The following is a 25,640-nucleotide window of genomic DNA, read 5'->3' as shown; positions in this document are numbered from 1 at the left end:
AGTGTTTTTACACTCGTGAACGCTGGAAGCGCCAACCTGCGCGCTTCCAAGGATGACTCTTTGACTATGGACAGTCTCATGATGGCCAACACCCTCGTACTCACACCTTCGCAGACTCAACGGCTCTCCCCTGACGATCAATCCACGCCAGGACCTGATGACATCGACTCCCCGGCTACTCCCCTGGCTAACTTGGGTGGGGCGTTGTCCTGGCCCATTCCCCTGAGTGCGGACGAACAACGCCGCTTGCGTCTGATCACCATGAGCCATGCACACCATTTGGGCGACCAGCCGCTGGTGATGCAGATCAAGGGCGGTGTGCTGGAGTTCTTGCGTTATGACCACCCTATTCCCGAGAACGTGACAGACGACCCTGCAAAGATGCTCGACGCGCTGCTCCGCTCCCCGCAAGGGCAACTGATGGGCAAAACGCTGCAACAGAGAATGCAAGGCATCGACAGCGATAGCAGCGTTATGGATTACCTGCTGGCGGGGATCGCACTGCAGATGGATCCTGAGTCGATCACCGCCCCCCTTCGCAACAAGACAGCTGGCTTGGATCTGGCCAGCAATCGACATTGCGGCCGGCATGCATCTGCAGTCATCGATGACCTCGCCGAACACTTAAGTCGTGAAGGCAGAACCAGCGCTGCCCTGGCGAAAACCGGCGCATACCTTTTGCTAGGCAGGTCGGCACCGCAGTTTCTGATTGCAGACATTCCCCGAAATGTGAAAGTTGGCAGTCTGGCCTGGGCCAACCTGACCATGGCGGCAATGGCCATCGAGGCACAAACACCTGGCAAAGTCCCCGGCCTGACGTTTGCCCAAGTCATGAGCAAGGCTGAAAGTGCTCGCCGGGCTGACCCGGCATCGACTCAACGCATTCAGACAGCCGTATTACGCGATTGGGCTGTCACCAACGAAATCATCCTGAAAAGAAACGATGACGCCTACACCGAAGGACAACTTGAAACGATAAGAGCGACATTTAACCAAGAGCTTGAAGAGCGGCTTGCTGCCGCCAGGATTCTGGACAAAGCATTACCGACACGAAAAGACATTGCCCTGGCCCTGCTGATAGAGCGGTTTAGCGATCTGGGCACGCTTTTCGAAGTCAAGGCTCTCCACACGGATACGTATCGTGGCGAGAGTGGACAGACGGGTTTCAGTGGCATCCATTCGCTTCTGGATTACGCAATGATGGACTTGCCGAATCCGCGTCCACTTGCATCAAGTGATACCCGCCTCCCACTCGAGGCATTGAATAACAACCCGACGTTCGGTGTGCAGGAAGCCTTCGACCGGCAGTTCGCCCGCTCAATTCTGGATAAAAAGGCCGCCGTCAATACAACGATCAGGCACATGATCTCCCTGCTCCCACTAGAAGACAAAAAGAATTTCGAGTTTGGAAAAGTCAGCTTTTTCCAACAAGGCTCATTTGTCTCGGATGGATTTTTCAATCATACCCCTTGCCCCAACGAGCCCGGGCTGCTCATCAGGACGGAGCTGAGCGGCACGTTCCAGGCGTACGAAATCAACATCAATAAAGACACGATTGAACGGACGGCCCTGCACAAGGCAAAGCAACAGGAATCAAGGGAGGCCAACAAATACTTCACGACCAAAGAGCTTGTCCCCCGTGAAGCGGCAAATGAACTGGGTCGCGAGCTCGCTTTAAGCGAATCACTGGTGAGCAGTTTCAGCAGCGCGCGGTCCCGTGCGATTGCCGACACCTTTGTGCAACATCTGGATCTGGATGACCCCGCAATCAAAGAGCTCGCACGCGGGCAAACCCCCATGGATGAATATTACCGGCCCAAACCGCTGGGTGAGTTTTTGTTGAACCTGATCCCCTTCAGATCCGCCATTGTCAATTTTCAGAAGGGCAACTACGGCGAGGCGGTGTTTGATCTCACTGTGGATGTATTCGGTTTTCTCACGGCGGGCGTCGCCACGGCAGGAAAACTGATCAGAATCGGCAGGACTGCTCTGTCCACCGGCGCCAAGGCATTGAAGACCGCCCATGTCATCGGTGTCGCCACCATTGATGTGCTCAACCCGGTGGGTGGCTTGAGTGATCTGGCCAGACTCGTGGGCACCGGTGGCCTTTATCTGCTGTCCAGAGGCGCCAAAGCCGTCAACCGGCTCAGGGGGACCGCCAACAGTTACGATGTCTTGAAAGCGCTCAGCAAACAGTACGACGCGGCGGCAACGGGCACCGTAAAAGTAACCGGCCAGACTGTGGAAGGTGCGGCCGTGCTGAAGAGCGGTCAATGGTATTCATTTGATGCCGACACGATGCGACCTTACGGCAGCCCGCTCGAGGAATTCGCTGTCGCCACCCAGGCGGTCGCCGGAGAAGTGCTCGCTGCACACATCGATGATTGGGACGAACTGAGCCATACCTTGTTCAGCCGCTACAGTGTGCCCGATTCCAGAATCGCCGGGCTCTCTCGCAACAGCCAAGGGGTGTATGTTGCCGCCGACGGACACCTCTCCCACATACGCCATACCGATGGCAGCGGTACCACGGCGGTGTACGAGGTCAGGCAAGTCACTCGCACGGAAGACGGCGTCGTGCGTGCGCGGGTGTATCACGACAACCGGCAAACCAGTCTGCTGGTCCAGCATCTCCAGGGTGATCAGTGGCAACGACTGGGATTGTTTGGTGGGGGGCAGATCACGGCGGATCACTTGCGGGCCTGGGAGGCGTTGCCGCAAGCGGAACAGAAGAGGCTGACCATTCGGGGCTTTGCGCTACAGAACGGAGTGTCGGCCAAAACCTTTGCGTACTACGTAGAACCCGAGGGTCAGTTGAGCGCTGCCGGCTTGCTCATGCGTAACCGACCTGCCAACACCCCTTTCAACAAGGTGACTCATGTACATGTCCGTGACTGGCAAACCATGACACAGCCGGCGCGTGACGCAATGACCATGGAAGGATTTGCCGGCCACCACCACCTTAATCCGATCTCGTTCAAAACTTATGTGCGAGCCGACGGGCTCGGGCCCGCGGGTGAAACGCTGCTGAACAGGGCGGCCGGCAGCTCTTACAACGCGCTTACCGATGACCATTTACGCACGTGGAAAGGATTGTTCGAGAAACCGGACAACTCGGTCACACCGCAAGAGTTCATACGTGAACACGGGCTCAGCCCGAACTCTTGGAGACTTCACGTTAAAGTTGATGGCACCCTGAAAGATGAGACTGTGCAGCGTCTTGATCAAGCTCGGCAGACGTCCGCCGTGCCGCTCGCTGCGACGCCAGCCCGTTTACCGGCGCGGGTTCCGGGGGGACCGGAGGAGAAGATCACTGCCGAGCATCTACTGAATTGGGAGGCGGTGTCGCGTAACGAACAGGGGAACACGAGTCGTGCAGACTTTGCCCGGCAACATAACCTGTCCCAGACAACTTTTGAATACTACGTGCAACCTGACGGCCAACTGAGTGCTACGGGCGCCATTGTGCGCAACCGCCCCGCCAATATGCCCTTCGACAAGGTGACCCAAACGCATATCGATCATTGGCAAAACATGACGCAACGAGCGCGTGACGCAATGACCATGGAGGGATTTGCCGGTCATCATCACCTTCATCCGGGGACGTTCAAAAGCTTTGTGCGGCGCAATGGAAGCTTGGGGCCCGCCGGTAAAGCGCTATTGAACAGAGCAACCGGCACCGCCTATAACGCGATTACCGATGATCATCTACGCGAGTGGAGCCGGCAATTCGGGCAACCTGATAATTTGGTCACGGCAGCGGAGTTCGTCAGTCAACACGGATTTAGCCCAACCTCTTGGCATGCGCAAGTAAGAGCTAATGGATCTTTACGAGATGCGACTGCGCAGCGTCTCTATCCAGCAGGGCGCGACGTCGCACTACTCCCCTCCGCGCCCCAAAAAACTGATGCAATTGCGAGCCTGCCGGCTCATGTGCCAGGCCGGCGTAGTGAGTTAATCACTGCTGAGCACTTATTGGCTTGGGAAGCATTACCGCGAGCAGAACAGCTGTCGCTTACCCGCGAGGGTTTTACCCGCCAGAAAGGGCTATCCGGCAAAACCTTTGCGTACTATGTGGAGCCTGACGGACAGTTGAGCGCCGCGGGCATGATCGTGCGTGAACGCCCCGCCGGCACACCCGTCAATCAGGTGACCGGTGCGCATATTCGTGATTGGCAAGCCATGACACAACCGTTGCGTGATGCAATGACCATGGAGGGATTTGCCGGTCTTCATCACCTTCATCCGGGTCTGTTTAAAAGTATTGTCCGGCAAAATGGAAGCCTGGCACCTGCCGGTGAAGCGATGTTGAACAGGGCGGCAGGCGTTGCTTACAACTCGATTAGAGATGAGCATCTAAGCCAGTGGAAAATGCTCTTCGAGAAGTCGGGCAACACAGTCACAGTAGAAGAATTCGTACGCCAGCACGGATTAAGCCCCAACTCTTGGCGACGACTTGTCAGAGCTAATGGACTCTTAAAAGATACCGCTGTGCGGCGTCTCGAACAGGCAGGGAGAAACACCACATTGTCTCCCGCGCCTCAACAAATCGAGACAAGTTCGGGACAAAAGCGGCCTGCACAGGAATCTGTCGACCCGACCCAGCCGAAGAAGTCTGCCGACACACCACAAAACTCAGAACAGGCTCCCGGCCCCTCCTCGGACATCCTGCCTGTCGCAATCAAGGTTGAAACCGGAACGTCCTCGTCATTGCCTCATCAGGTCGACAACACATTGCCAATCCTGCAGGACCCAAAGAACCCCAGGCTCAGTTTGACCCATGCATTAGAGGGGCCGATAGATGACATCCGTATCGCCCACTGGAATGGCTTGCTTGACGGTCTCGATAACGCAAGCAAAAAAAACGTTTCAAGCCAGATCAAGGAATCGATCAAAGACTGGTTGCGTACCGAAGGACAGCATCAATCGCGGTTTGATCAAACTCTGGAAGTGTTCACGGCACTGGATGACGGCCCCAATCGCGGCGCGTCAGTGTGGGCACGACGCGATATTGCCAAATTTGAAGTGCTAGGACCGTACGCAGGCAAGTTTCATGAATCAGATGCGTCGTTGTTTCAGGAGATACGCAAACAAGGTTCACGGGCTGTACTGACTTACTTGTTCGGCACACGCTCGGGCAATCGCTCGGTGAGTGGGCTGCACACGGGCAATACCCTGAGCCTGATCAATACCTCACAACTGGGCAATGAGCCGGCATGGAAGTCGAACAACGTCATTTCCATTGCCGCGGGAAAAAACCTGACGTTCTACGTGGCGCTAGAGGACATCAGCAAGGGTGATGAATTACTGATGGATTACGGCCTGCTCTATCAGCCCGTGCCTGATATAGCGGTCAAACAGGACCCTGGTCGCTGACTGCCCGTTGAGGCGTCAAAGCGACGACGGCCATTGATCCTTGGGTGCGCTGTACGGTGGCGCCTTAATCCTGACGATATTCCCGGGCACAAAAAAGCGGCGCTAATTGCGCCGCTTTCATTTGCGTGAATCTACCAGCGGTTGCCACGCCCGTTATGGTCGCCGCGTCCACTGTGTCGGTCGTAGTTACCGCGACCGCGGTGATCGCTATCCCAACCGCCGCGACGATGACCATCCCAACGCCCGCGATCGTTGCCGTGCCAGCGACGGCTTTCGTAATAACGTGGAGCCGGTTGGTAGTAACGCGGCGCCGATTGGTAATAGCGCGGTTGCTGGTAGTACCGCGGGGCTGGCTGGTAGTAGCGTGGCTGCGCGTAATACCTGCTGCCACCGTTGTAATACGTGCCACCCGTGTTGTAGTAGGCCGGTGCAGGTGATGTGTAGACCTCTGAGCTGTAATACGAGTCCGCGTAAGAGTACGGGACGCAACCGGCAACGGAAAACATCATCGCAGCAAGTAGAAGAATTCGTCTATACATGGCGGCCTCCTGGACCGCGGGTTGGCCACACCAGCGACGCTGGCAGGCGACAGTCATTTAATCGGTGACTGTCGAAAAATCAGACAGCGTTTTCGGCATCTGGTGCGTTGCTGCAACAAGTTGAAACAAGTGATCTATGAAACCTTGTTCATCCGCAAAAACGCTGTCATTCAGCCGCTGATTAATGGTGCCCACCGTGATATCCGCCGCCGTGATAACTCCGTCCGTAACCGCCTCGATACCCGTAGCCACCGTAGTAATAACGCGCGCCGCCGTAGTAGCGGGGGCCGTAATAATTGCCGTACGGATAAGGTGAGTAATAGCCGGGATAGTAATAAGTGGCTGGGTAACCGCCGTAGGGTCCGGCGTAGTAGTAACAACCGGACAGACCCAAACCGAGCACCGCTCCCAGCAGCACCCTTCGCAATGTTTTTTGAATAAGCATGGCGGCCTCCTGAAAGACCCGCGACAGCAGTCGGCACAGACCGGCTAACATCTGTTTTGACTGGCAAAACCAGACCGAGTGCCAACAGCGCAAAATCATCGGATCAGCGGCAAACACGCTGCATGACGGTGCAGTCGCGCACCAACTCAAAGCGCCTCAGCAGCCTCGCCACCAACCCTAGGCAACCCGCGCGCCCGTGCCAGAGCGCCTGACGCGACTTGGCACGCGTCTCGCTTTAGCAAACCCGTGCAGGAGTCATCACAGGTTCGCGGCACCACAATTTGCAATGGCTGACTAGGGTTCCGGCTCGCAATCGCGAGTGGCTGGTCCGAGAGTTGGCGACCTCCAGTTGAGGTTACACGGCGGGACAAAAGCCCGGGAGACAAGCCACCGTTCGCGGTGCCGCGTTGCCTTCCTGTCCGCCCTTGATCAACTGGAGAATCCACCATGACTCGACTAAGTTTTCCCGCCCTGCTCGCCGCTGCGTTCGCCGCGCTCATCAGCACGCAATCCCCCGCCGCCCAGAAAGACCACTTCAGCGTGTGCTGGACGATTTACGCTGGCTGGATGCCCTGGGAATACGCCGGCAGCCAAGGCATCGTCGACAAATGGGCGAAGAAGTACGGGATCAAGATCGACGTCGTGCAGCTCAACGACTACGTCGAATCGATCAACCAGTACACCGCCGGCCAGTTCGACGGCTGCACCATGACCAACATGGACGCGCTGACCATTCCGGCCGCCGGCGGCGTCGACAGCACCGCGCTGATCGTCAGCGATTTCTCCAACGGCAACGACGGCATCGTCCTCAAGGGCGAGGGCAAGACAGTCGCCGACCTCAAGGGCATGGACGTCAATCTGGTCGAACTGTCGGTCTCGCACTACCTGCTGGCCCGCGCGCTGGACTCGGTCGACCTGACCGAAAAAGACCTGAAAGTGGTCAACACCTCCGACGCCGACATTTCCGCTGCATTCAACACCGATCAGGTCAACGCCGTGACCACCTGGAACCCGATGCTCTCGGACATCAAGGCCAAGCCGGGCGTGACCGAAGTATTCAACTCCAGCCAGATTCCCGGCGAGATAATGGACATGATGGTGGTCAACAGCGCCACCCTCAAAGACAACCCGGCGCTGGGCAAAGCGCTGACTGGCGCGTGGTTCGAAGTGGTCGAGCTGATGAACGCCAAGAACGCCGCGAGCAAAGCTGCGCTGGAGCACATGGCCAAGGCCTCGGGCACGGATCTGGCCGGATTCCAGGCGCAACTCGACACCACCAGACTGTTCGCCACGCCAAGCGAAGCGCTGAGTTTCGCCACCAGCAAGCAACTGCCGGAAACCATGCGCAAGGTCGCCGAATTCTCCTTCCTGCACGGCTTGCTCGGTGAAGGCGCGAAAGACACCAGCGCGGTCGGCATGGCCTTCGCCAACGGCGTGACCAGTGGCGATACCGGCAACCTCAAGCTGCGTTTCGATCCGACCTACGTGCAGATGGCCGCCGACGCCAAGCTGTAAGCCACGGAGGATTTGGCCATGCGCCTGATCAATCGCCACCCGGATCGCCCCAGTCGCCTGTTGTTGGTGATCCTGCCGTTCGCTTTGCTGCTGTTCGCCTATTTCATGGGCTCGGCCGAGCGCCTGGCGGAAAACCCCAACGACAAACTGCTGCCCAGCGCCGTGCAGATGAGCGACGCGGTAAAACGCCTGGCCTTCAATGCCGACAGCCGCACCGGTGACTACCTGTTGTGGCAGGACACCGCGTCGAGTCTGCGGCGCCTGGCCATCGGCCTCGGCATCGCTGCATTGGCCGGGCTGTGCCTGGGCATCGCCGCCGGCACGCTGCCGTTGTTCGGCGCACCGTTGTCGCCGCTGCTGACAGTGCTATCGATGGTGCCGCCGCTGGCGATCCTGCCGATTCTGTTCATCGTGTTCGGTCTGGGCGAGTTGTCGAAGGTCATGCTGATCGTGATCGGCATCACCCCGGCGCTCGCTCGCGACCTTGAACAGCGTGCGCGGGAAATCCCCGTCGAACTGCTGATCAAAGCGCAGACCCTCGGTGCCTCGACCTGGACGTTGATGCTGCGCGTAGTGCTGCCGCAACTGTTGCCGCGTTTGTTGATCTCGTTGCGGCTGATGCTCGGTTCGGCATGGCTGTTCCTGATTGCCGCCGAAGCGATCGCCTCCACCGACGGCCTCGGCTACCGGATTTTTCTGGTCCGGCGTTATCTGGCGATGGACGTGATTCTGCCGTATGTGGTGTGGATCACCCTCCTCGCCTGGCTGATGGATTGGGGCCTGAAATACCTGACCCGTCGCGCATTCCCTTGGTATGAGGGGGCGGCCAAATGAGCTTCATCACCGTGAAAAACGTCTGGCAGCAATACGCCGATCAGGTGGTGCTGGAAGGCCTGAACCTAAGCGTCAACGAGGGCGAGTTCTGCACCTTGGTCGGCGCGTCCGGTTGCGGCAAATCGACCTTCCTGCGTCTGCTGCTCGGCCAGGAAACGGCGAGTCGCGGCGAGATCCTGCTCGACGGTCAGCCGCTGGCCAGCGAACCGGATGCCAGCCGTGGCGTGGTGTTCCAGCGCTACTCGGTGTTCCCGCATTTGAGCGTGCTCGACAACGTCGCCCTCGGCCTCGAACTGCCGCGTGCGCCATTGCTCGGTCGGCTGTTCGGCAGCGCCAAACGTGAAGCTCGCGAACAAGCGGCAGCATTGCTGAATAAAGTTGGCCTCGGCCATGCACTGGACAAGTACCCGGCGCAGCTGTCCGGCGGCATGCAGCAACGGCTGGCGATTGCCCAGGCACTGATCATGAAACCGCGCGTGTTGCTGCTCGACGAACCGTTCGGCGCGCTCGATCCGGGCATCCGCAAAGACATGCACGCCTTGCTGCTGGAACTGTGGCGCGAAACCAAACTGACGGTGTTCATGGTCACCCATGACCTGTCCGAAGGCTTCAGCCTCGGCACGCGTCTGCTGGTGTTCGACAAGGTTCGCCTCGACCCGCACGCCCCCGGCGCCTATGGCGCGCGCATCACCTACGACATCCCTTTGAACAGCGACCGCCGCGCCCAACGCGCCGCCGTCGACGCCCTGCCGTTGCCACTGGCAGGCGCCCTTCGCACCGCTTGAGAGGACTTCTTCAATGAATAAGCCGATGACCGATTCGACTCAACTGTTTCCACCGTTTGCCGAAGAAATGCTCCCCGGCGGCGGCCACCGTTCCTTCGTGTTGAAGCGCGGCCAATTGCTGCGCCTGACCGGTCTGCGCGGCGGCGCCAACGTCAGCCTGACCTTGCTCAACGCCAATGAAAAAACCGAGCGGCTGAACCTGCCCGACAGCCTCAAATGCCAACACACCGCCAAGCTCACCAGTGGCCATTGCCTGTACTCGGACATGGGCCGCGTGCTGGCTGCAATCACCGCCGACACCTGCGGCTGGAGCGACAGCCTCGGCGGCGTGCTCTGCGCCGAAGAAGTCGCGCAGAAGTACGGTCAGGGCCGCTATCAGGAACTGCGCAACGGCTTCTTCCGCAACGGTACCGACAACCTGCTGGTGGAACTCGGCAAGTGGGGCCTGGGCCTCTCCGACCTGTTGATGACGCTCAATCTGTTCAGTCGCGTCAACGTCGACGAGGCCGGGCGTTTCCACTTCGTCGAAGGCAATTCCAAGGCTGGCGATTACATCGAACTGTACGCACCGATGGACACGCTGGTGGTGCTCACTGCGCTGCAGCACCCGATGGATCCGGCGCCGGAATACGCACCGAAACCGCTAAAGCTGAGCTGGATGAACGCCGACGCCAGCGTCGCCGAACACTGCCGCACCTCGCGCCCGGAAAATGAGCGCGGCTTTATCAACACCGACCGTTTGTTCGCCTGAGGATCGCTGCCATGTCAGTTGCTATCGCCACTTCGCAAAACCAACCCGACACAGCGGTGTACCGCGCCACGATCCCGGCCGGTGAACCCTGGCTGATGGAGGTCAAGGCCGGCCAGACCCTGCGCATCCTCGATCTAGAAGGTAATCAGGCCATCGATACGTTGTTCTACAGCCTCGCCAATCCCAAGGAACGCTACGACGTGCAGCGCACCTTGCGTCGGCAGAACAGCGTCTACCTGAGCACCGGCAGCGTGCTGTATTCCAACCTCGGCCACGCGATGCTGACCATCGTCGCCGACACTTGCGGACGCCACGACACCCTCGGCGGTGCCTGTGCACAAGAGAGCAACACCGTGCGCTACGCCCTGGAAAAACGCTACATGCACAGCTGCCGCGACAACTACCTGCGCGCTTGTGTCCATGATGGGCGACTGGGCAAAAGCGACATCGGGCCGAACATCAATTTCTTCATGAATGTGCCGGTGACGGCGGATGGCGGGCTGACCTTCGAGGACGGGATTTCGGCGCCGGGCAAGTACGTCGATTTGCGCGCGGAGATGGATGTGATCGTGCTGATTTCCAACTGCCCGCAATTGAACAACCCGTGCAACGCCTATAACCCGACACCTGCGGAGCTGCTGGTATGGAACTGAAAATCAGCCGTTTGCGCCGTTGGCTATTCGCCCTGTGCCAGGCCCGTTCCGGCCAGTGCCTTAAAAAGTGAAACCACCACAAATCCCATTGTAGGAGTGAGCCTGCTCGCGATCGCGGTGTGTCAGGTACATGAGTTTTGACTGATCCGACGCTATCGCGAGCGGGCTCACTCCTACAGGGGCTCGGTGGTGATCTGAAGTGTTTTTTTCATCCGGGACGACCCGGATGTCTGTCGAAAAACGGCGGGACGGCCCGCTTCCCCTTCAGGGGTTATGCCATGTTCGAAAAAATCCTCATCGCCAACCGTGGCGCCATCGCCTGCCGCATCCTGCGCACCCTTGCTTCACTGCAGGTCAAAGGCGTGGCCGTGTATTCCGAAGCCGACGCCGCCAGCCTGCACATTCTGCACGCCGATGAAGCGCACAGCCTCGGTGAAGGCGCCGCTGCCGGTACCTATCTGGCAGTGGATAAAATCCTCGCCATCGCCCGACAAAGCGGCGCCACGGCGATCCATCCCGGTTACGGGTTTCTCTCGGAAAACGCCGCGTTCGCCGAAGCCTGCGCAACGCACAACATCGCTTTCATCGGCCCGACGCCGGAACAACTGCGCGTATTCGGCCTCAAGCACACCGCCCGTGCGCTGGCCAAACAGCACGGCGTGCCCATGCTCGAAGGCACCGAACTGCTCGACAGCCTCGACGCCGCGCTGATTGCCGGCGAACAGGTCGGCTACCCGGTGATGCTGAAAAGCACCGCCGGCGGTGGCGGCATCGGCATGCGCGTGTGCCGCAGCGCCAGCGAATTGAGCGAATCCTTCGAAGCGGTAAAACGTCTCGGCCAGAACAACTTTAGCGACGCTGGCGTGTTCATCGAGAAGTACATTCAGCGCGCCCGCCATCTGGAAGTTCAGGTGTTCGGTGACGGTCGCGGTGAGGTCATCGCCCTCGGCGTGCGCGACTGCTCGGTGCAGCGGCGCAATCAGAAAGTCCTCGAAGAAACCCCGGCGCCGAACCTGCCGCACGGCATGGCCGAAGAGTTGTGCGCAGCGGCGATCAAGCTGGCGAAAGCGGTGAACTATCGCAGCGCCGGCACGGTGGAATTCGTCTTCGACAGCGAGGCGCAGCGCTTCTACTTTCTCGAAGTGAACACACGGTTGCAGGTGGAACACGGCGTCACTGAACAAGTCTGGGGCGTCGATCTGGTGCGCTGGATGGTTGAGCTGGCGGCGGGTGAGCTGCCGCCGCTGAGCGAGTTGTATCGCCAGTTGAAACCTGACGGCCATGCGATTCAGGCGCGGCTGTATGCGGAGGATCCGGGCCGCGATTTCCAGCCAAGCCCGGGCTTGCTGACGGCGGTGGAGTTTCCGCCGGCCAACGGCATTCAACTGCGCATCGATACCTGGGTCGAGGCTGGCTGCGAGATTCCGCCGTACTTCGATCCAATGATCGCCAAAGTCATCACCTGGGCGCCGAGCCGCGAACAGGCGCGTGCCGAGTTGCATCAAGCATTGGGCGATAGTTTGTTGTACGGCGTGGAAACCAACCGTGATTATCTGCGGCAGATTCTCCGCGACACTCCATTCGCCAGCGGCGAGCCGTGGACCCGTTGTCTGGAGAATCTGGTCTATCGCGCCAACACCTTCGAAGTGCTCAGCGCCGGCACGCAAACCAGCGTGCAGGACTATCCCGGTCGCCTCGGTTACTGGGCGGTCGGTGTGCCGCCATCGGGGCCGATGGACAGCCGTGCATTGCGTCTGGGCAACCGCTTGCTCGGCAATGCTGACGGGGCAGCGGCGCTGGAAATCACCATGAGCGGGCCGCTGTTGCGCTTCAATTGTGAAGCGGTTATCGCAGTGACCGGCGCGCCGATCGGCGTGACGCTCGAGGGCGAAAGCGTACCGATGAACACCGCCCTGCTGATCCCGGCGGGCGCAACGTTGCATCTGGGCAGCATCAGTGGCGCCGGGGCACGCAGTTATCTGTGCCTGCGCGGTGGCTTGCAGGTGCCGGATTATCTGGGCAGTAAAAGCACCTTCACCCTTGGCCAGTTTGGTGGGCATGGTGGTCGGGCGTTGCGTGCCGGGGACGTGTTGCATATCGCTGCGCTGAAGGATCGCAGTGCTGGTGAGCAACTGGCCGAGCAGCACATCACCGCGTTGCCGGCGGTGCGGCAGATTCGGGTGATTTACGGCCCGCACGGCGCACCGGAATACTTCACGGAAAACTATATCGGCACGTTCTTTGAAACCCAATGGGAAGTGCATTTCAACTCCAGCCGCACCGGTGTTCGTCTGATCGGGCCGAAACCGGAATGGGTGCGGGCCGACGGTGGCGAGGCCGGATTGCATCCGTCGAACATTCACGACAATCCGTATGCCATTGGCGCGGTGGATTTCACCGGGGATATGCCGGTGATCCTCGGCCCGGATGGCCCAAGCCTTGGCGGGTTTGTCTGCCCGGTGACGGTGATCGAAGCGGATCTGTGGCAACTTGGGCAGCTCAAGGCAGGCGATAAAATCCAGTTCATTCCGGTCAATCTAAAAACCGCTCGCGATCTCGCCTGTCAATGGGATAACTGTGGGAGCTGGCTTGCCAGCGATGGGGCCCGGCCAGACACCGCATTAACTTCATCGCTGGCAAGCCAGCTCCCACAGGATCTTGTGTCACCTGTGGTATTGGAGTTGGGTCAAGGGGATGTGCGGCTTGTTGCGCGGGTTTCCGGGGATACGCATTTGTTGTTGGAAATCGGCGAGCCTGAACTCAATCTTGTTCTGCGTTTCCGCGCCCACGCCCTCATGCAAGCGCTGGAACTCAAATCCCTGCACGGCGTGATCGATCTCACCCCCGGCATTCGCTCGCTGCAAATCCACTACCAGCCCGAGCAACTGCCGCTGGCCGATCTGCTCGGCATCGTCGCCGGTGAATGGGACGCGGTGTGCGCCGCCAACGACCTGCAAGTGCCGTCACGTATTGTGCATTTACCGCTGTCGTGGGACGACCCGGCTTGCCAGTTGGCCATCGAGAAATACATGACCACCGTGCGTAAGGACGCGCCGTGGTGCCCGAGCAATCTGGAGTTCATCCGCCGCATCAACGACCTGCCGAATCTCGACGAAGTACAGCGCACGGTGTTCGATGCGAGCTATCTGGTGATGGGCCTTGGCGACGTTTACCTCGGAGCGCCAGTCGCCACGCCGCTGGATCCGCGCCATCGCCTGGTCACGACCAAATACAACCCGGCGCGCACCTGGACCGCCGAAAATTCGGTGGGCATCGGCGGCGCCTACATGTGCGTGTACGGAATGGAAGGCCCCGGCGGTTATCAGTTTGTCGGGCGCACCTTGCAGATGTGGAATCGCTACCGCGAAGTCGCCGCGTTCGATGGCAAACCATGGCTGCTGCGCTTCTTCGATCAGATTCGTTTCTACCCGGTCAGCGCCGAAGAACTGCTGCGCATCCGCCGCGATTTTCCGCTGGGGCGTTTCGATCTCAACATCGAACACAGCCAGCTCAACCTTGCCGATTATCAGGCTTTTCTCAATCGCGAAGCCGAAGGCATCAACGCCTTTCGTGCCCAGCAACAGGGCGCCTTCAACGCCGAACGCGAACGCTGGATCGCCAGCGGTCAGGCGCATTTCGACAGCGAAGAAGCCGTGCCGGAGTCCAGCGAAGACGCGCCGCTAGCCGACGGAGAACACAGCGTTGACAGCCACATTGCCGGCAATCTCTGGCAGGTGCAGGTCGAGGCCGGCAGCCGTGTCGCGGCGGGCGATGTGCTGGTGATTCTCGAGTCGATGAAGATGGAGATCCCGGTACTCGCGCCGCTGGCCGGGGTGGTGCGCGAGATTCGCGTGCAACCCGGTTCGGCGGTGCGCGCCGGACAACGGATCGTGGTGCTGGCACTCGACTGAAGCCAATTGGATAAGGATCTACTCATGAATTTGCAACTCGATGTTCTGCGCCAGTCCTATCGCAATGGCGACACCACACCGCGCCAACTGCTGCTGAAATTGCGCGAGAAAGCCGCCGCGCTGAACCCGGATTATCACTTGTTCATTCATCTGCTCAGCGCCGCCGAACTGGAGCCGTATCTCGCCGCCCTCGACGGTCGTGACCTCGACAACCTGCCGCTGTACGGCGTGCCGTTTGCAATCAAGGACAACATTGATCTGGCGGGGATTGCGACCACCGCCGCGTGTCCGGACTTCGCTTATGTGCCGGAACGCTCGGCGACCATCGTCGAGCAGTTGATCGCCTTGGGAGCGATTCCGCTGGGCAAGACCAATCTCGATCAATTTGCCACGGGCCTCAACGGCAGCCGCTCGCCTTATGGCGCATGCCCGAACAGTGTGCTGACGGAATATCCGTCCGGCGGTTCCAGCGCCGGTTCGTCGCTGGCGGTGGCATTGGGCGTGGCGAGTTTTGCCTTGGGCACCGATACCGCAGGCTCCGGTCGGGTGCCCGCGGCGCTGAACAATCTGGTCGGGTTGAAGGCGAGCAAAGGGCTGATCTCCACGGCCGGCGTGCTGCCGGCTTGTCGCACGCTGGATTGCGTGACCACGTTCACCGCCACAGCGCGTGAGGCCAGTCAGTTGCTGGCGCTGACCGCCAAACTAGATCCGAGTGATGAGTACAGCCGTCGCAATCCATCGTGGAATGACGGCTCGGCGTTTGGAGCACCACGCGCATTTCGTTTCGGTGTGCCGCGTGCGCAGGATCTTGAGTTTTTCGGTTGCGTCGAAGGGCCGCTGTTGTTCGGCGATGCCATCGACCGGCTCAAGGCTTTGGGTGGCGAAGCGGTCGAACTGGACCTGTCGCCCTTCCTTGAAGCCGCGCGCCTGCTTTACGAAGGGCCCTGGGTTGCCGAGCGCTATAGCGTGGCGGGTGAGTTGATGGAGCAGAATCCCGAAGCGGTGTTACCGGTGATTCGAGCCGTGCTGGCGAAAGCCCCGGCGGTGACCGGCGTGCAGACCTTCCGTGCGCAGTATCGGCTGCAAGCACTGAAAGCCCTGTGCGATCAGGCCCTCGAAGGCCTCGACTGCGTGCTGAGCCCGACCATCGGTCGTGCGGTGACGCTGGCCGAACTGCACGCCGAACCGGTGCTGCGCAACTCCGAACTGGGTTACTACACCAACTTCATGAACCTGCTCGACTACGCCGCCGTCGCCATGCCGAGCGCGTTCATGGCCAACGGTTTGCCGTGGGGCGTGACGCTGTTTGGCCGGGCGTTCACCGATCAATACCTGTTGAGCGTGGCCGATGCGCTGCAGCGTCAGCTGGATTCCGACCTGCCGACACCGGCGAACGCAGCTCGCCATGATCGCGCACGCATTGTGGTGTGTGGCGCGCATCTGCAAGGGTTGGCGTTGAACTGGCAACTGACCCAGCGGGGTGGGCGCTTGCTGGAGACGACGTTGAGCTCACCTGATTATCAACTGTATGCGTTGGCCGGCGGCCCACCATTGCGGCCGGGAATGGTGCGGGTAAAGGATGGCGGCGTGACGATTGCGGTGGAAGTGTGGGAGTTGCCGAGCAGTGAATTGGGCTCGTTCCTCACCGGGATTCCGGCACCGCTGGGACTGGGCAAGGTGCAACTGGCGGATGGACGTTGGGAGAGCGGGTTTATTTGTGAGCCGTATGGACTGGAGGGTGCGCTGGACATCAGCCATTTGGGGGGCTGGCGGGCGTATCTTGAGACTCGGAACTGATCCAGAAACCAACCCTCACCCTAGCCCTAGCCCTCTCCCGGAGGGAGAGGGGACTGACCGGGGTGTTTGTCAGGTGGTTGCCATTCGGTGATACCGAGCCGAACACAATTTTTGAAATCACCACAATCTAGCTCCCTCTCCCTCCGGGAGAGGGGACTGACCGGGGTGTTTGTCAGGTGGTTGTCATTCAGTGATACCGAGCCGAACACAATTTTTGAAATCACCACAATCTAGCTCCCTCTCCCTCCGGGAGAGGGCTGGGGTGAGGGAGCTATCCTTCTGACACACCCTCTACGTCATATCCCCCGCCATTTCAGGCATAAATCCCGCAGTCTTTTCCCGGCCATCCCACTAGAATGCATGCCATCGGGCCACTGCCAACGGAACCGCCATGCCGCTTCGTTCTCCCCTGTACTCGCAACGCTCGCTGGTCCTGACGCTGATCGCCCTGCTCGGCGCCGGGTTCCTCGCCACGTCGTTGCTCAGCTACTACGCCTCCCGCGAGTCGATCCGCGACAACATCGTCAACACTGAACTGCCGCTGACGTCCGACACGGTCTACTCGGAAATCCAGAAAGACCTGGTCCGGCCGATCCTGATTTCCTCGATGATGTCCCGCGACACCTTCATGCGCGACTGGGTGGTCAACGGCGAACAAAACCCCGAGCAGATGACCCGTTACCTCGACGAGGTCATGACCCATTACGGCGCCTACACGGCGTTCTTCGTCTCCAACAGCACCCACACCTACTACCACGCCAAAGGCGTGCTCAAGCAGGTCAAGGTCGATGAACCGCGCGACGCCTGGTACTTCCGCGTGCGTGACATGAAGGATCCGTACGAGATCAACGTCGACCCGGACCTGGCCAACAAGGACAACCTGACCTTCTTCATCAACTACAAGGTTTACGACTATCACAACCGCTTCATCGGCGCGGCCGGGGTCGGTCTGACCGTGGACGCGGTGATCAAGCTGATCGACAAGTATCAACAGCGCTATCAACGCAGCGTGTACTTCGTCGACACCTTTGGCCGGTTGGTCCTGACCGGCGCCGAAGGCGGACCTGAAGACGCACACATCGGCCAGAGCCTGAGTGAACTCGAGAGCATGAAAAGCCTGGTCAGCCAGTTGCCGAAACCGCACAGCGGCAGCTACGAATACTCCGCCCACGGTCAGGGGCACTTCCTCAACGTGCGGTTTATTCCTGAGCTGAACTGGTACCTGTTTGTCGATAAACGCGAAGACGGCGCCCTGAGTGAAATCCGTCAGTCGCTGTATCTGAATCTACTGATCTGCCTGCTGGTGACGCTGATTGTGCTGGCGCTGCTCAACCGCGTGATCAAGCGCTACCAAAGCAAAATCCAGGCGCAGGCCATACTCGACAGCCTCACCGAACTGCCCAATCGCCGTGGCTTCGACATTCTCGCCGCACAGGCCCTGCACGAAGCCCGACGCGAGACCAAACCGTTAACCGCGCTGCTGCTCGACCTCGATCACTTCAAAGTGTTGAACGACACCTACGGGCACATGGCCGGCGATCAGGTGCTGATCGGTTTTGCCCGCGACCTGCAAAGTTGCCTGCGCCAAGTCGACATTGTTTGCCGCTGGGGTGGTGAGGAATTTATCGTTTTACTGAAGGACACCGACGGCGATACCGGTCAGAAAATTGCCGAAAAGATCCGCCAACACGTCGAACAACACGAATATGCCTACGACGGCCACAGCCTCAATCTGACGGTGAGCATCGGCGCCACCACCCTGCAACGCGATGACACCTTGCACAGCCTGCTGTCGCGGGCCGATCATGCGATGTACCGAGCCAAACAAACCGGCCGCAACCGCACCTGCGTGGAAATGCCTCACTCGACTTATGCCTGATTCCGACGTTAAACCCGATCATTGCCCGGCCTGCGGCGCCCGCAACGACTGCAGCTTGGCCGACCCGCGCACCGCCGACCGCGAATGCTGGTGCTATGGCGTCAGCATCGACCCGGCCGTGCTTGAAGCGCTGCCGCCAGAACTGCGCAACCAATCCTGCCTGTGCCCGCGTTGCGCGCAGGTCGAGGCGCAACTGCAAGCGGCCAAGCGGCCGATCCCGTAAGATGCGCGGCCCTTCATTGATCGAACTCTGAACATGCGTGTCGACCGTTTCCTCAGCAACCTGCCCCGCTACAACCGTCAGCAGGTTCGTCTGTTGCTGGTGGAAAAGCGCGTGCGGGTTGACGGAAAAGTCGTCAGCGATCCGCACAGCGAAGTGCTGGAATTCAGCCGTGTCGAAGTCGATGACGAAGTCCTGCAAAGCGGCAAACCGGCACGCTATTTCATGCTGCACAAACCGCCGGGCTGCGTCAGCGCCACCCGCGATCCGCAACATCCCACCGTGCTCGACCTGATCGATGAGCCGGACAAGGACGACCTGCACATCGCCGGACGCCTGGACTTCAACACCACCGGCCTGATGCTGATCACCAACGACGGCGCGTGGTCGCGCCGCTTGACCCAGCCGCAGACCAAACTGCCAAAGGTCTACTACGTCGAGACCGAGCAGGAGATTGGCGCGCAATATGCGAGCACCTTTGCCGAGGGGATCTACTTCGCCTTCGAAGACCTGACCACGCAGCCGGCGCACCTAGAGCTGCTCGGCCGACGCTCGGCGCGGCTGAGCATCGTCGAGGGCCGCTATCATCAGGTGAAGCGCATGTTTGGTTTCTTCAACAACAAAGTCCTGCGCCTGCACCGCGAATCCATGGGGCTTCTGCACCTCGATAACGCGCTAAAACCGGGCGAGTACCGCGCTTTGCGCACCGAAGAGATCCATTTGTTCTAAGCTCGCGACCGCTCAGCAGAAGTTGTCGAACAATTTACCAACGGCACTTGCGCGATCCCTACTCCCCTGCTTGAATCAGGACGTCGGCCAGATTGTGACCGATAAGTCACAACATACATCCAAGAAACTTTTTGCCGGTAGAGAGCCTTCAAGGCTCCGCCTCAGCCGGCAGACTGCCCGCCAATAACAACACCCGTCGACCGCAGTCATGGATCGACATGGGCCAAGCAAATTCCAGGCGTATGCCTACCTGTCACAAAGCTCGTGCAATCTCTATTTGCGCGCATACCCGCTTGCTTGCCAGGAGTCTTATGACATGAGGCCAGAAATCGCTGTGCTGGATATACAGGGTCAGTATCGGGTTTACACGGAGTTCTATCGCGCAGACGCCGCAGAAAAGACCATCATCCTGGTCAACGGCTCGATGGCCACGACTGCGTCGTTTGCACAGACTGTGAAAAACCTGCACCCGCAATTCAACGTGGTTTGCTACGACCAGCCCTACGCGGGCCGGTCAAAAGCCCACAACCGCCACGAGAAACATCTGACCAAGGACGTCGAAGGGCAGATTCTGCTCGAGCTGATTGACCACTTCGCCGCCGAACACGTGCTGTCGTTCTCCTGGGGCGGCGCCGCGACCCTGGTCGCTCTCGCCCAGCAGCCACGGCGCATCGAACGGGCCGTGATCAGCTCGTTCTCGCCAGTGATCAACGCGCACATGCTCGATTACCTCGAACGCGGCGTCGACTACCTCGGCCAGCGCGACGGCGACCGCGTCGGCCATCTGGTCAACAGCACCATCGGTAAACACCTGCCGTCACTGTTCAAACGCTTCAACTATCGCCACGTCAGCAGCCTCGCCGAGCACGAATACGGGCAGATGCACTTCCACATCAGCGACGTGTTGCACAGCGATCGGCAGTGCTATCTGAACGCAGCGAAAAAGATCAACGTGCCGGTGCTGTTTCTAAACGGCGAATGGGACGAATACACCGCAGCCGAGGACGCACGCCTGTTCGGCAACCACGTGGCGCAGAGCACGTTTACCACGCTACAAGCCACCGGGCACTTCCTCGACATGGAACACAAGGCCGCGTGCCGCGACAGCCAGAACGCCCTGCTCGGCTTTCTGAAACCGGCACAGCAAGCCAGCCGAACGCGTTACTCGTTTGTTCAGGATCAACATGCATTGGCTATTTGAAAGAGTGTCATCGCGCGCGAGGCTGCGGGGCTGAGATTTTGCTTTTCTCACCGCAGTGCTCGCCCGCGATTGACCGTTTTCAGTGATTCAAAGCGTTCATGAGTAAAAGAAAAACTTCAAATCCGTGGCCGAGTCTGGTACAAAGTCAGCCGCTCTGAGCGGGTATAGTTTAATGGTAGAACAGTAGCTTCCCAAGCTTCCGACGAGGGTTCGATTCCCTCTACCCGCTCCAATCGAATTTTGATCTCACGTTGTGTTTTTTGACGGGGGATGCAAGAACAGCAAAAACCGGCCTACAGGGCCGGTTTTTTTGTGTCTGGGATTTGAGGTTGGTCACTTGGGCGCAGAACCATTCAGAAACACACCGTTGATTGCAGATTCGCCATCCCCCTTTACCCTTTGATCTCTCTAACGATAAGAAGCGCTGCGTGCTCAAGGAGATGATCTAGATGCTCTATCCAATCGCAATCTCTGCCAGTGACAGTGAATGTGCCTGGGGTGTTGAGGTGCCGGATCTGCCGGGATGTTTTTCTGCAGGAGAGGATCAAGAGAATGCCATTGAGATGGCAAAAGCGGCCATAGAGGCCCACATCGAGATTCTGGCCGAAAGTGGTGCAGCCATTCCGGTCGCAGGCAAACTTGGAACTCACTTTTCCAATCCGAAATACGCAGGCTGCGTTTGGGCATTGGTGGACGCGGATGTCGGTCGGTGCCTCGGGAGTCCGCAGGAAGTGAGTATTACGCTGCCGGGCTACCTGCTGGAGCGCATTGATCTTCACGTTCACCATCATCCGGAGGAGAAGAATCGTTCGGCGTTTTTGACTTCGGCGGCGTTGCGGATGTTGGCGCCCTGAATCGTGAATATCCGTAGGCGCAACTACAAAAAACCGGCCTTTAAAGCCGGTTTTTTTGTGTCTGCTACACATCGACGATGTTGTGATTACGCCGCCGGCACGACCTTATCCAGTGCCTGATTCACCGCCAATTCCCCCAACATGACGACTTGCGCGATACCGAGCGCTGTTTTGCGGTGTGAGGTGTCGAGCAGCGCGGCGAAGTTGTTGAGCATGGTGGTGGCCGAGCCGAGGGTTTCGCTGGCGTTGGCCAGCAGAGACTCGGTGTCGTAGGCAGGGTTGGCGAGGTACATCGGTTCGGGTTCGTGGGTGGAACCCATGATTCTGGCCGTGGGGCTGAGGTAGTGGTCGAGCGCGCGCTCGGCGGCTTCGTGGAATTTTTTGGAATTGGGTGATTCGTAGGGGGATGCCGGATCGGTTTCCGGCGGATTGGGCGTAACTTTGAACATTGGATTGAGACCTTTTAGTAAGGCCGCAACCGATCTCGCTACTAAACGGATGGGTGGCAGCTGTGCGCAAGTTAGTAGACCGGACCCCAATCCAAATCCGGCGCACCCGAGGGCGCCATGCGCACAGCCACCATCAGGTGCAAGCATTCGCCTGACTGAGTGGTACTCATGCAGCTATTTAGATTGAGGATGCCAGGCTACTAAACCCGATCACTGGAAATCAGTGACGCGAACCAAGTTACCGACTGCCCCAAAGGCGCACAAGCCGGCGGATTCTGGCGTAGCGGTAGGCAACGGCGCAAGGATTTGTAGGCTTCAGGACGTAACACTGCACGCCTTTAAACACTTCGCTCGGAAGACGTTTACGCAGCGATAAAATATAGCGATTTCCCCGACATTACAGATCCATAACACTCCACCGGTTTCCACCTCCCACCCGACCAACTAGCATTTCCTCATCACCCACCACCCTCCTCCTGCGCGGCCATCGACGAATACGCGCCATCACTTTCGAGGGATTCCAATCGCGGCCACTTTGCCGCTGACGACCGAACTCAGAAGAGCCTTCACCATGACGCAAAATATTTACGACGATCCCGAATTTTTCCAGGGCTACAGCCAGATGAACCGCTCCATCAGTGGCCTCGACGCGGCGCCGGAGTGGCCGGCGCTCAAGGCGCTGTTGCCATCCATGCACGGCCTGAACGTGGTGGATCTGGGCTGCGGTTATGGCTGGTTCAGTCGCTGGGCGCTTGAGAATGGCGCCGCCAGTGTCTTGGGACTTGATGTCTCGGAGAAGATGCTGGAGCGGGCGCGGGAGACCACGGCGGCGGCGAATATTTGTTATGAGCGCGCTGATCTGGAACAGCTCGATCTGTCAGCCTGTAGTTTTGATTTGGCCTACAGCTCACTGGCGCTGCACTACATCAAGGATCTGCCGGGGCTGTTTGCGCACCTGTACGCGGCACTGAAGCCGGGTTCGCATTTTGTGTTTTCCATTGAGCATCCAATCTTTATGGCGCCGCGTAATCCGGGTTGGTTGGTAGATAGCGAAGGCAACAAGCGTTGGCCGCTGGACAGCTATCAGCTGGAGGGCGAGCGGGTTACAAACTGGTTGGCTGAGGGTGTGATCAAGCAGCATCGTACGGTGGGGACATTGCTCAATTCGCTGATCGACGCAGGGTTCACGATTCGACATGTCAATGAATGGGGGCCGAGCGATGCTGAAGTGGCGGCGCAACCGGCGCTGGCGGAAGAGCGGGAGCGGCCGATGATGATGTTGGTGGCGGTGCAGAAGCCCTCACCCTAGCCCTCTCCCAAATGGAGAGGGGACTGACCGAGTTGTTCTCTAGGGTTACGCCGACCTGAAATATCGAGCTGAACTCAGGTTTTTGAAGCAACGGCCATCGGCTCCCTCTCCCTCGGGAGAGGGCTGGGCGGGCGGCGTTCCGATGAGGGGCCCGTCCGAAAGCGCACCAAAAATCTCCAGCCGAAAAACAGGCCCAATTTATTTCAGCGAGTCGCAACGATAAACAAGCGTGGAAATGGCAACAACACCGAGCCATCCGCCAATGCCGGATAAGCCTTCTCAACCTCCGCCAGATACTGCTCCAGGTACTGCGCCTTTTCCGCCTCGGTCAGCGGATTCAAAAACGGAATCAACCCGCTCCCCTTGAACCACTCCACCACCCCCGCTGCCCCGCCAGACAGCTGATGGTGATAGGTGGTGCGCCACACATCGACCCGCGCACAGTGCGGCCGCAGCATCGAGAAATAATCGCTGGCACTCGCCATGTCGGTACGTTGCCCCGCTGCACCGCTGAGCTTGCTCGCCCACGGACCATCCGCGGCGACTTCACGCATCAAGCGGTGTGAGGGTTCATTAAGGTTATCCGGCATCTGGATCGCCAGACTGCCACCGACCGACAACTTGCTGGCCAACGCCGGCAGCAACGTCGCGTGATCCGGCACCCACTGCAACACGGCGTTGGCGAAGATCACATCGAACGGGCCTGCATCGGCCCACTTATCAATCTCGGCCACCTCGAACTGCAACTCTGGCAAGCGCTTGCGTGCGGCATCGATCATGTCCGCCGAGCTGTCCAGCCCGCTGACTTTCGCCCCGGGATAACGCTGTACCAGCAGCTCCGTCGAGTTGCCGGGACCGCAACCGATATCGACCACTGTTCGCGCTTCAGCCGCGGGAATCGCCGCCAGCAGATCGCGGGCCGGGCGGGTGCGTTCATCTTCGAAAGCGACGTATTGTTTGGCGGACCAACTCATTGCGTTCTCCTGTCGGGGCATTTCAGCGGTTCGACACGATACCGCGATCCAGCGCGCCTGCCTCTCCTACCAACGTCCGGTGACGTGGGTGGATTTGTAATTAGAATTTTCCACCAGCCGCCAATGTCTGAATTTCAAGACTCTTCCCAATAAGGAACACGGCTATGAAATTCGCAAAAATCTCCCAGAAGCTCGCGATGGTGGCCGGTAGTCCCAAGACCTTCATGGGCGCATTGATCCTGATCGGGTTGTGGGGACTGAGCGGGCCGATCTTTGATTACAACGACACCTGGCAACTGATCATCAACACCTCGACCACCATCATCACCTTCCTGATGGTGTTCCTGATCCAGAACACGCAGAACCGCGATACCGACATTCTCCATTTGAAGATCGATGAGTTGTTGTTGGTGACCAAAGAAGCGCAAAACGCGATGCTTGGGCTGGAGGCGCTGGATTTGAAGCAACTTGAGGCGTTGCGCAGGCACTACCGCTCGTTGGGCGAAGGGGAAGTGTTCAATCTAGAGGGGCTGGGCGAGAAGAGTAAGTCGAAGCAGGACTTGAATGAGTGCTAAAAAGCAAAAGATCGCAGCCTTCGGCAGCTCCTACGAAGTTTGGTGTAGGAGCTGCCGCAGGCTGCGATCTTTTAACCTTGATTAGCGGCTAGCCTGTAAGGCGCGAGCCTTCTCCAGATGGCTTTGCAGTTTCGGCAATGTCTCGTCGGCAAACGCCTTGATCTCCGGCACGTCGGTGGTCTGCGCTTCCTGCTGAATCTGCTCGATGGCCTCTTCAGTGGCTTTGACCTGACTGGCGGCGTAGGCCTGATCGAAGGAGGCGCCGTCGGTCACTTGCGGCATCATTTCCTTGGCCTTGTCGGCCAGTTCTTCACGGGGCGCGACGGGCAGGTCGAGCTTCTTGGCGATTTTCGCCAAGTGCTGATTGGCCGTCGTACGGTCGTTGATGACGACGATGGTGTAGTCCTTGACCTCTTTCGATTCGGCCTTGCTGTGGGCCAGACGACTGGCCTCGATGTCGGCCATGCCTTTGGCCGAGGCATCGTTGATGAAATCGGCGGGCGACTGGGCAAAAGCACTGCTGGCACACAGACCCAACAGCGATGCAAAACTCACGGTACGTATACGGGTGGCCATTCGGCTCATGGTCGCGCCCTCCTTACTTGCAAAATTCAAGCGGGAGCTTACGCCCCCGCCTCTCAATCAAAACTACCTTCACCGACTACTTCGATTTCTGAGCGGGCTTGCGGCCCATATCTGGTTTTGGCTCTTTGTCGACGGTCGTTGTGGTGGTTTTCCCACCTTTGCGACCTGCTTCAGAGGCCTTCGTTCGATCGTTGGCGAAGTTTCCCGAGTTCGAGTTTCTTGAATTAGGCATGATTCTCTACCTCTTGGTAATGATCGT

General features: G+C 59.0%; 21 protein-coding genes, 1 tRNA gene and 1 riboswitch. Of the genes, 16 read left to right on the top strand and 6 right to left on the bottom strand.

From position 1 onward, the window contains the following. The first annotated feature begins 78 nt into the window (after positions 1-78). The gene (locus ACOYXH_RS03395; protein ID WP_460413254.1) at positions 79-5,376 is read left to right on the top strand and encodes an SET domain-containing protein-lysine N-methyltransferase; all 5,298 of its coding nucleotides are present in this window, start codon (positions 79-81) and stop codon (positions 5,374-5,376) included. A gap of 131 nt (positions 5,377-5,507) precedes the next feature. Here ACOYXH_RS03395 and ACOYXH_RS03390 read toward each other — a convergent pair whose 3' ends face one another. Together ACOYXH_RS03390 and ACOYXH_RS03385 are read right to left on the bottom strand one after the other, a co-directional pair. After that, positions 5,508-5,915, bottom strand: a complete 408-nt coding sequence (locus ACOYXH_RS03390; protein ID WP_460410260.1) for a hypothetical protein — start codon at positions 5,913-5,915, stop codon at positions 5,508-5,510. Between the two features lie 181 nt (positions 5,916-6,096). Beyond that, entirely contained in the window at positions 6,097-6,360 is a 264-nt protein-coding gene (locus tag ACOYXH_RS03385) for a hypothetical protein (RefSeq protein ID WP_095049206.1), read from the bottom strand. Positions 6,361-6,643: 283 nt separating this feature from the next. Further along, positions 6,644-6,744: riboswitch (guanidine-I (ykkC/yxkD leader) on the top strand. Positions 6,745-6,807: 63 nt separating this feature from the next. On the opposite strand from ACOYXH_RS03385, the gene ACOYXH_RS03380 reads away from it, so the two are divergent. From ACOYXH_RS03380 to ACOYXH_RS03320, 13 genes are all read left to right on the top strand, one after another. Continuing rightward, the gene (locus tag ACOYXH_RS03380) at positions 6,808-7,875 is read left to right on the top strand and encodes a putative urea ABC transporter substrate-binding protein (RefSeq protein ID WP_095049205.1); all 1,068 of its coding nucleotides are present in this window, start codon (positions 6,808-6,810) and stop codon (positions 7,873-7,875) included. An 18-nt stretch (positions 7,876-7,893) separates the two neighbouring features. Next, complete coding sequence (locus ACOYXH_RS03375; RefSeq protein ID WP_095049204.1) at positions 7,894-8,709, top strand: ABC transporter permease; 816 nt, start codon at positions 7,894-7,896, stop codon at positions 8,707-8,709. After that, a complete protein-coding gene (locus ACOYXH_RS03370) occupies positions 8,706-9,494 on the top strand; it encodes an ABC transporter ATP-binding protein (RefSeq protein ID WP_095049203.1) in 789 nt (262 codons plus the stop codon). Before ACOYXH_RS03375 ends, ACOYXH_RS03370 begins: the two co-directional genes overlap by 4 nt. A 25-nt stretch (positions 9,495-9,519) precedes the next feature. Next, positions 9,520-10,245, top strand: coding sequence for an urea amidolyase associated protein UAAP1 (locus tag ACOYXH_RS03365; RefSeq protein WP_460410854.1), 726 nt, complete (start codon positions 9,520-9,522; stop codon positions 10,243-10,245). An 11-nt stretch (positions 10,246-10,256) separates the two neighbouring features. Continuing rightward, positions 10,257-10,898, top strand: a complete 642-nt coding sequence (locus ACOYXH_RS03360; RefSeq protein ID WP_095049201.1) for an urea amidolyase associated protein UAAP2 — start codon at positions 10,257-10,259, stop codon at positions 10,896-10,898. A gap of 278 nt (positions 10,899-11,176) precedes the next feature. Beyond that, positions 11,177-14,809 (top strand): urea carboxylase, encoded by a 3,633-nt coding sequence (gene uca, locus ACOYXH_RS03355; RefSeq protein WP_460410259.1) that lies wholly within the window; start codon positions 11,177-11,179, stop codon positions 14,807-14,809. Between the two features lie 24 nt (positions 14,810-14,833). Further along, positions 14,834-16,606, top strand: a complete 1,773-nt coding sequence (gene atzF / locus ACOYXH_RS03350; protein ID WP_460410258.1) for an allophanate hydrolase — start codon at positions 14,834-14,836, stop codon at positions 16,604-16,606. Between the two features lie 391 nt (positions 16,607-16,997). Continuing rightward, positions 16,998-18,485 (top strand): sensor domain-containing diguanylate cyclase, encoded by a 1,488-nt coding sequence (locus ACOYXH_RS03345; protein WP_095049198.1) that lies wholly within the window; start codon positions 16,998-17,000, stop codon positions 18,483-18,485. Beyond that, positions 18,478-18,708 carry a cysteine-rich CWC family protein gene (locus tag ACOYXH_RS03340; RefSeq protein ID WP_064119704.1) on the top strand — a complete coding sequence of 77 codons (231 nt, stop codon included), beginning with the start codon at positions 18,478-18,480 and terminating at the stop codon, positions 18,706-18,708. The genes ACOYXH_RS03345 and ACOYXH_RS03340 overlap by 8 nt, the downstream gene beginning before the upstream one ends. Before the next feature lie 33 nt (positions 18,709-18,741). After that, positions 18,742-19,434: a pseudouridine synthase gene (locus tag ACOYXH_RS03335; protein ID WP_460410257.1), complete on the top strand. Its 693-nt coding sequence runs from the start codon at positions 18,742-18,744 to the stop codon at positions 19,432-19,434. 316 nt (positions 19,435-19,750) lie between these two features. After that, positions 19,751-20,635 (top strand): alpha/beta fold hydrolase, encoded by an 885-nt coding sequence (locus ACOYXH_RS03330; RefSeq protein WP_095049196.1) that lies wholly within the window; start codon positions 19,751-19,753, stop codon positions 20,633-20,635. Positions 20,636-20,793: 158 nt separating this feature from the next. After that, positions 20,794-20,867 (top strand) — tRNA-Gly (locus ACOYXH_RS03325). 217 nt (positions 20,868-21,084) lie between these two features. Then, on the top strand, positions 21,085-21,489 hold the full coding sequence (locus ACOYXH_RS03320) for a type II toxin-antitoxin system HicB family antitoxin (RefSeq protein WP_220558261.1): 405 nt from the start codon (positions 21,085-21,087) through the stop codon (positions 21,487-21,489). Between the two features lie 86 nt (positions 21,490-21,575). Here the strand turns inward: ACOYXH_RS03320 and ACOYXH_RS03315 are convergent, their stop codons facing one another. Continuing rightward, positions 21,576-21,938 carry a DUF6124 family protein gene (locus ACOYXH_RS03315; protein WP_220558260.1) on the bottom strand — a complete coding sequence of 121 codons (363 nt, stop codon included), beginning with the start codon at positions 21,936-21,938 and terminating at the stop codon, positions 21,576-21,578. A 571-nt stretch (positions 21,939-22,509) separates the two neighbouring features. Between ACOYXH_RS03315 and ACOYXH_RS03310 the strand changes: the two genes are divergently transcribed. Then, positions 22,510-23,247, top strand: coding sequence for a class I SAM-dependent methyltransferase (locus ACOYXH_RS03310; RefSeq protein WP_220558840.1), 738 nt, complete (start codon positions 22,510-22,512; stop codon positions 23,245-23,247). A 203-nt stretch (positions 23,248-23,450) separates the two neighbouring features. Here ACOYXH_RS03310 and tam read toward each other — a convergent pair whose 3' ends face one another. After that, positions 23,451-24,221, bottom strand: a complete 771-nt coding sequence (gene tam / locus ACOYXH_RS03305; protein ID WP_460410255.1) for a trans-aconitate 2-methyltransferase — start codon at positions 24,219-24,221, stop codon at positions 23,451-23,453. 164 nt (positions 24,222-24,385) lie between these two features. Here tam and ACOYXH_RS03300 point away from each other — a divergent pair, with 164 nt between their 5' ends. After that, positions 24,386-24,796 (top strand): low affinity iron permease family protein, encoded by a 411-nt coding sequence (locus ACOYXH_RS03300; protein ID WP_007911483.1) that lies wholly within the window; start codon positions 24,386-24,388, stop codon positions 24,794-24,796. Positions 24,797-24,877: 81 nt separating this feature from the next. Here the strand turns inward: ACOYXH_RS03300 and ACOYXH_RS03295 are convergent, their stop codons facing one another. Beyond that, positions 24,878-25,381: a DUF4142 domain-containing protein gene (locus tag ACOYXH_RS03295; protein ID WP_220558257.1), complete on the bottom strand. Its 504-nt coding sequence runs from the start codon at positions 25,379-25,381 to the stop codon at positions 24,878-24,880. 76 nt (positions 25,382-25,457) lie between these two features. Next, positions 25,458-25,613, bottom strand: a complete 156-nt coding sequence (locus ACOYXH_RS03290) for a KGG domain-containing protein (protein ID WP_007911485.1) — start codon at positions 25,611-25,613, stop codon at positions 25,458-25,460. Between the last annotated feature and the right edge of the window lie 27 nt (positions 25,614-25,640).

The sequence above is a fragment of the Pseudomonas sp. Mb7 genome (genome assembly GCF_054790525.1).
The sequence above is the reverse complement of the archived record's forward strand: the minus strand, read 5'-3'. Positions and strand labels throughout refer to the sequence as shown.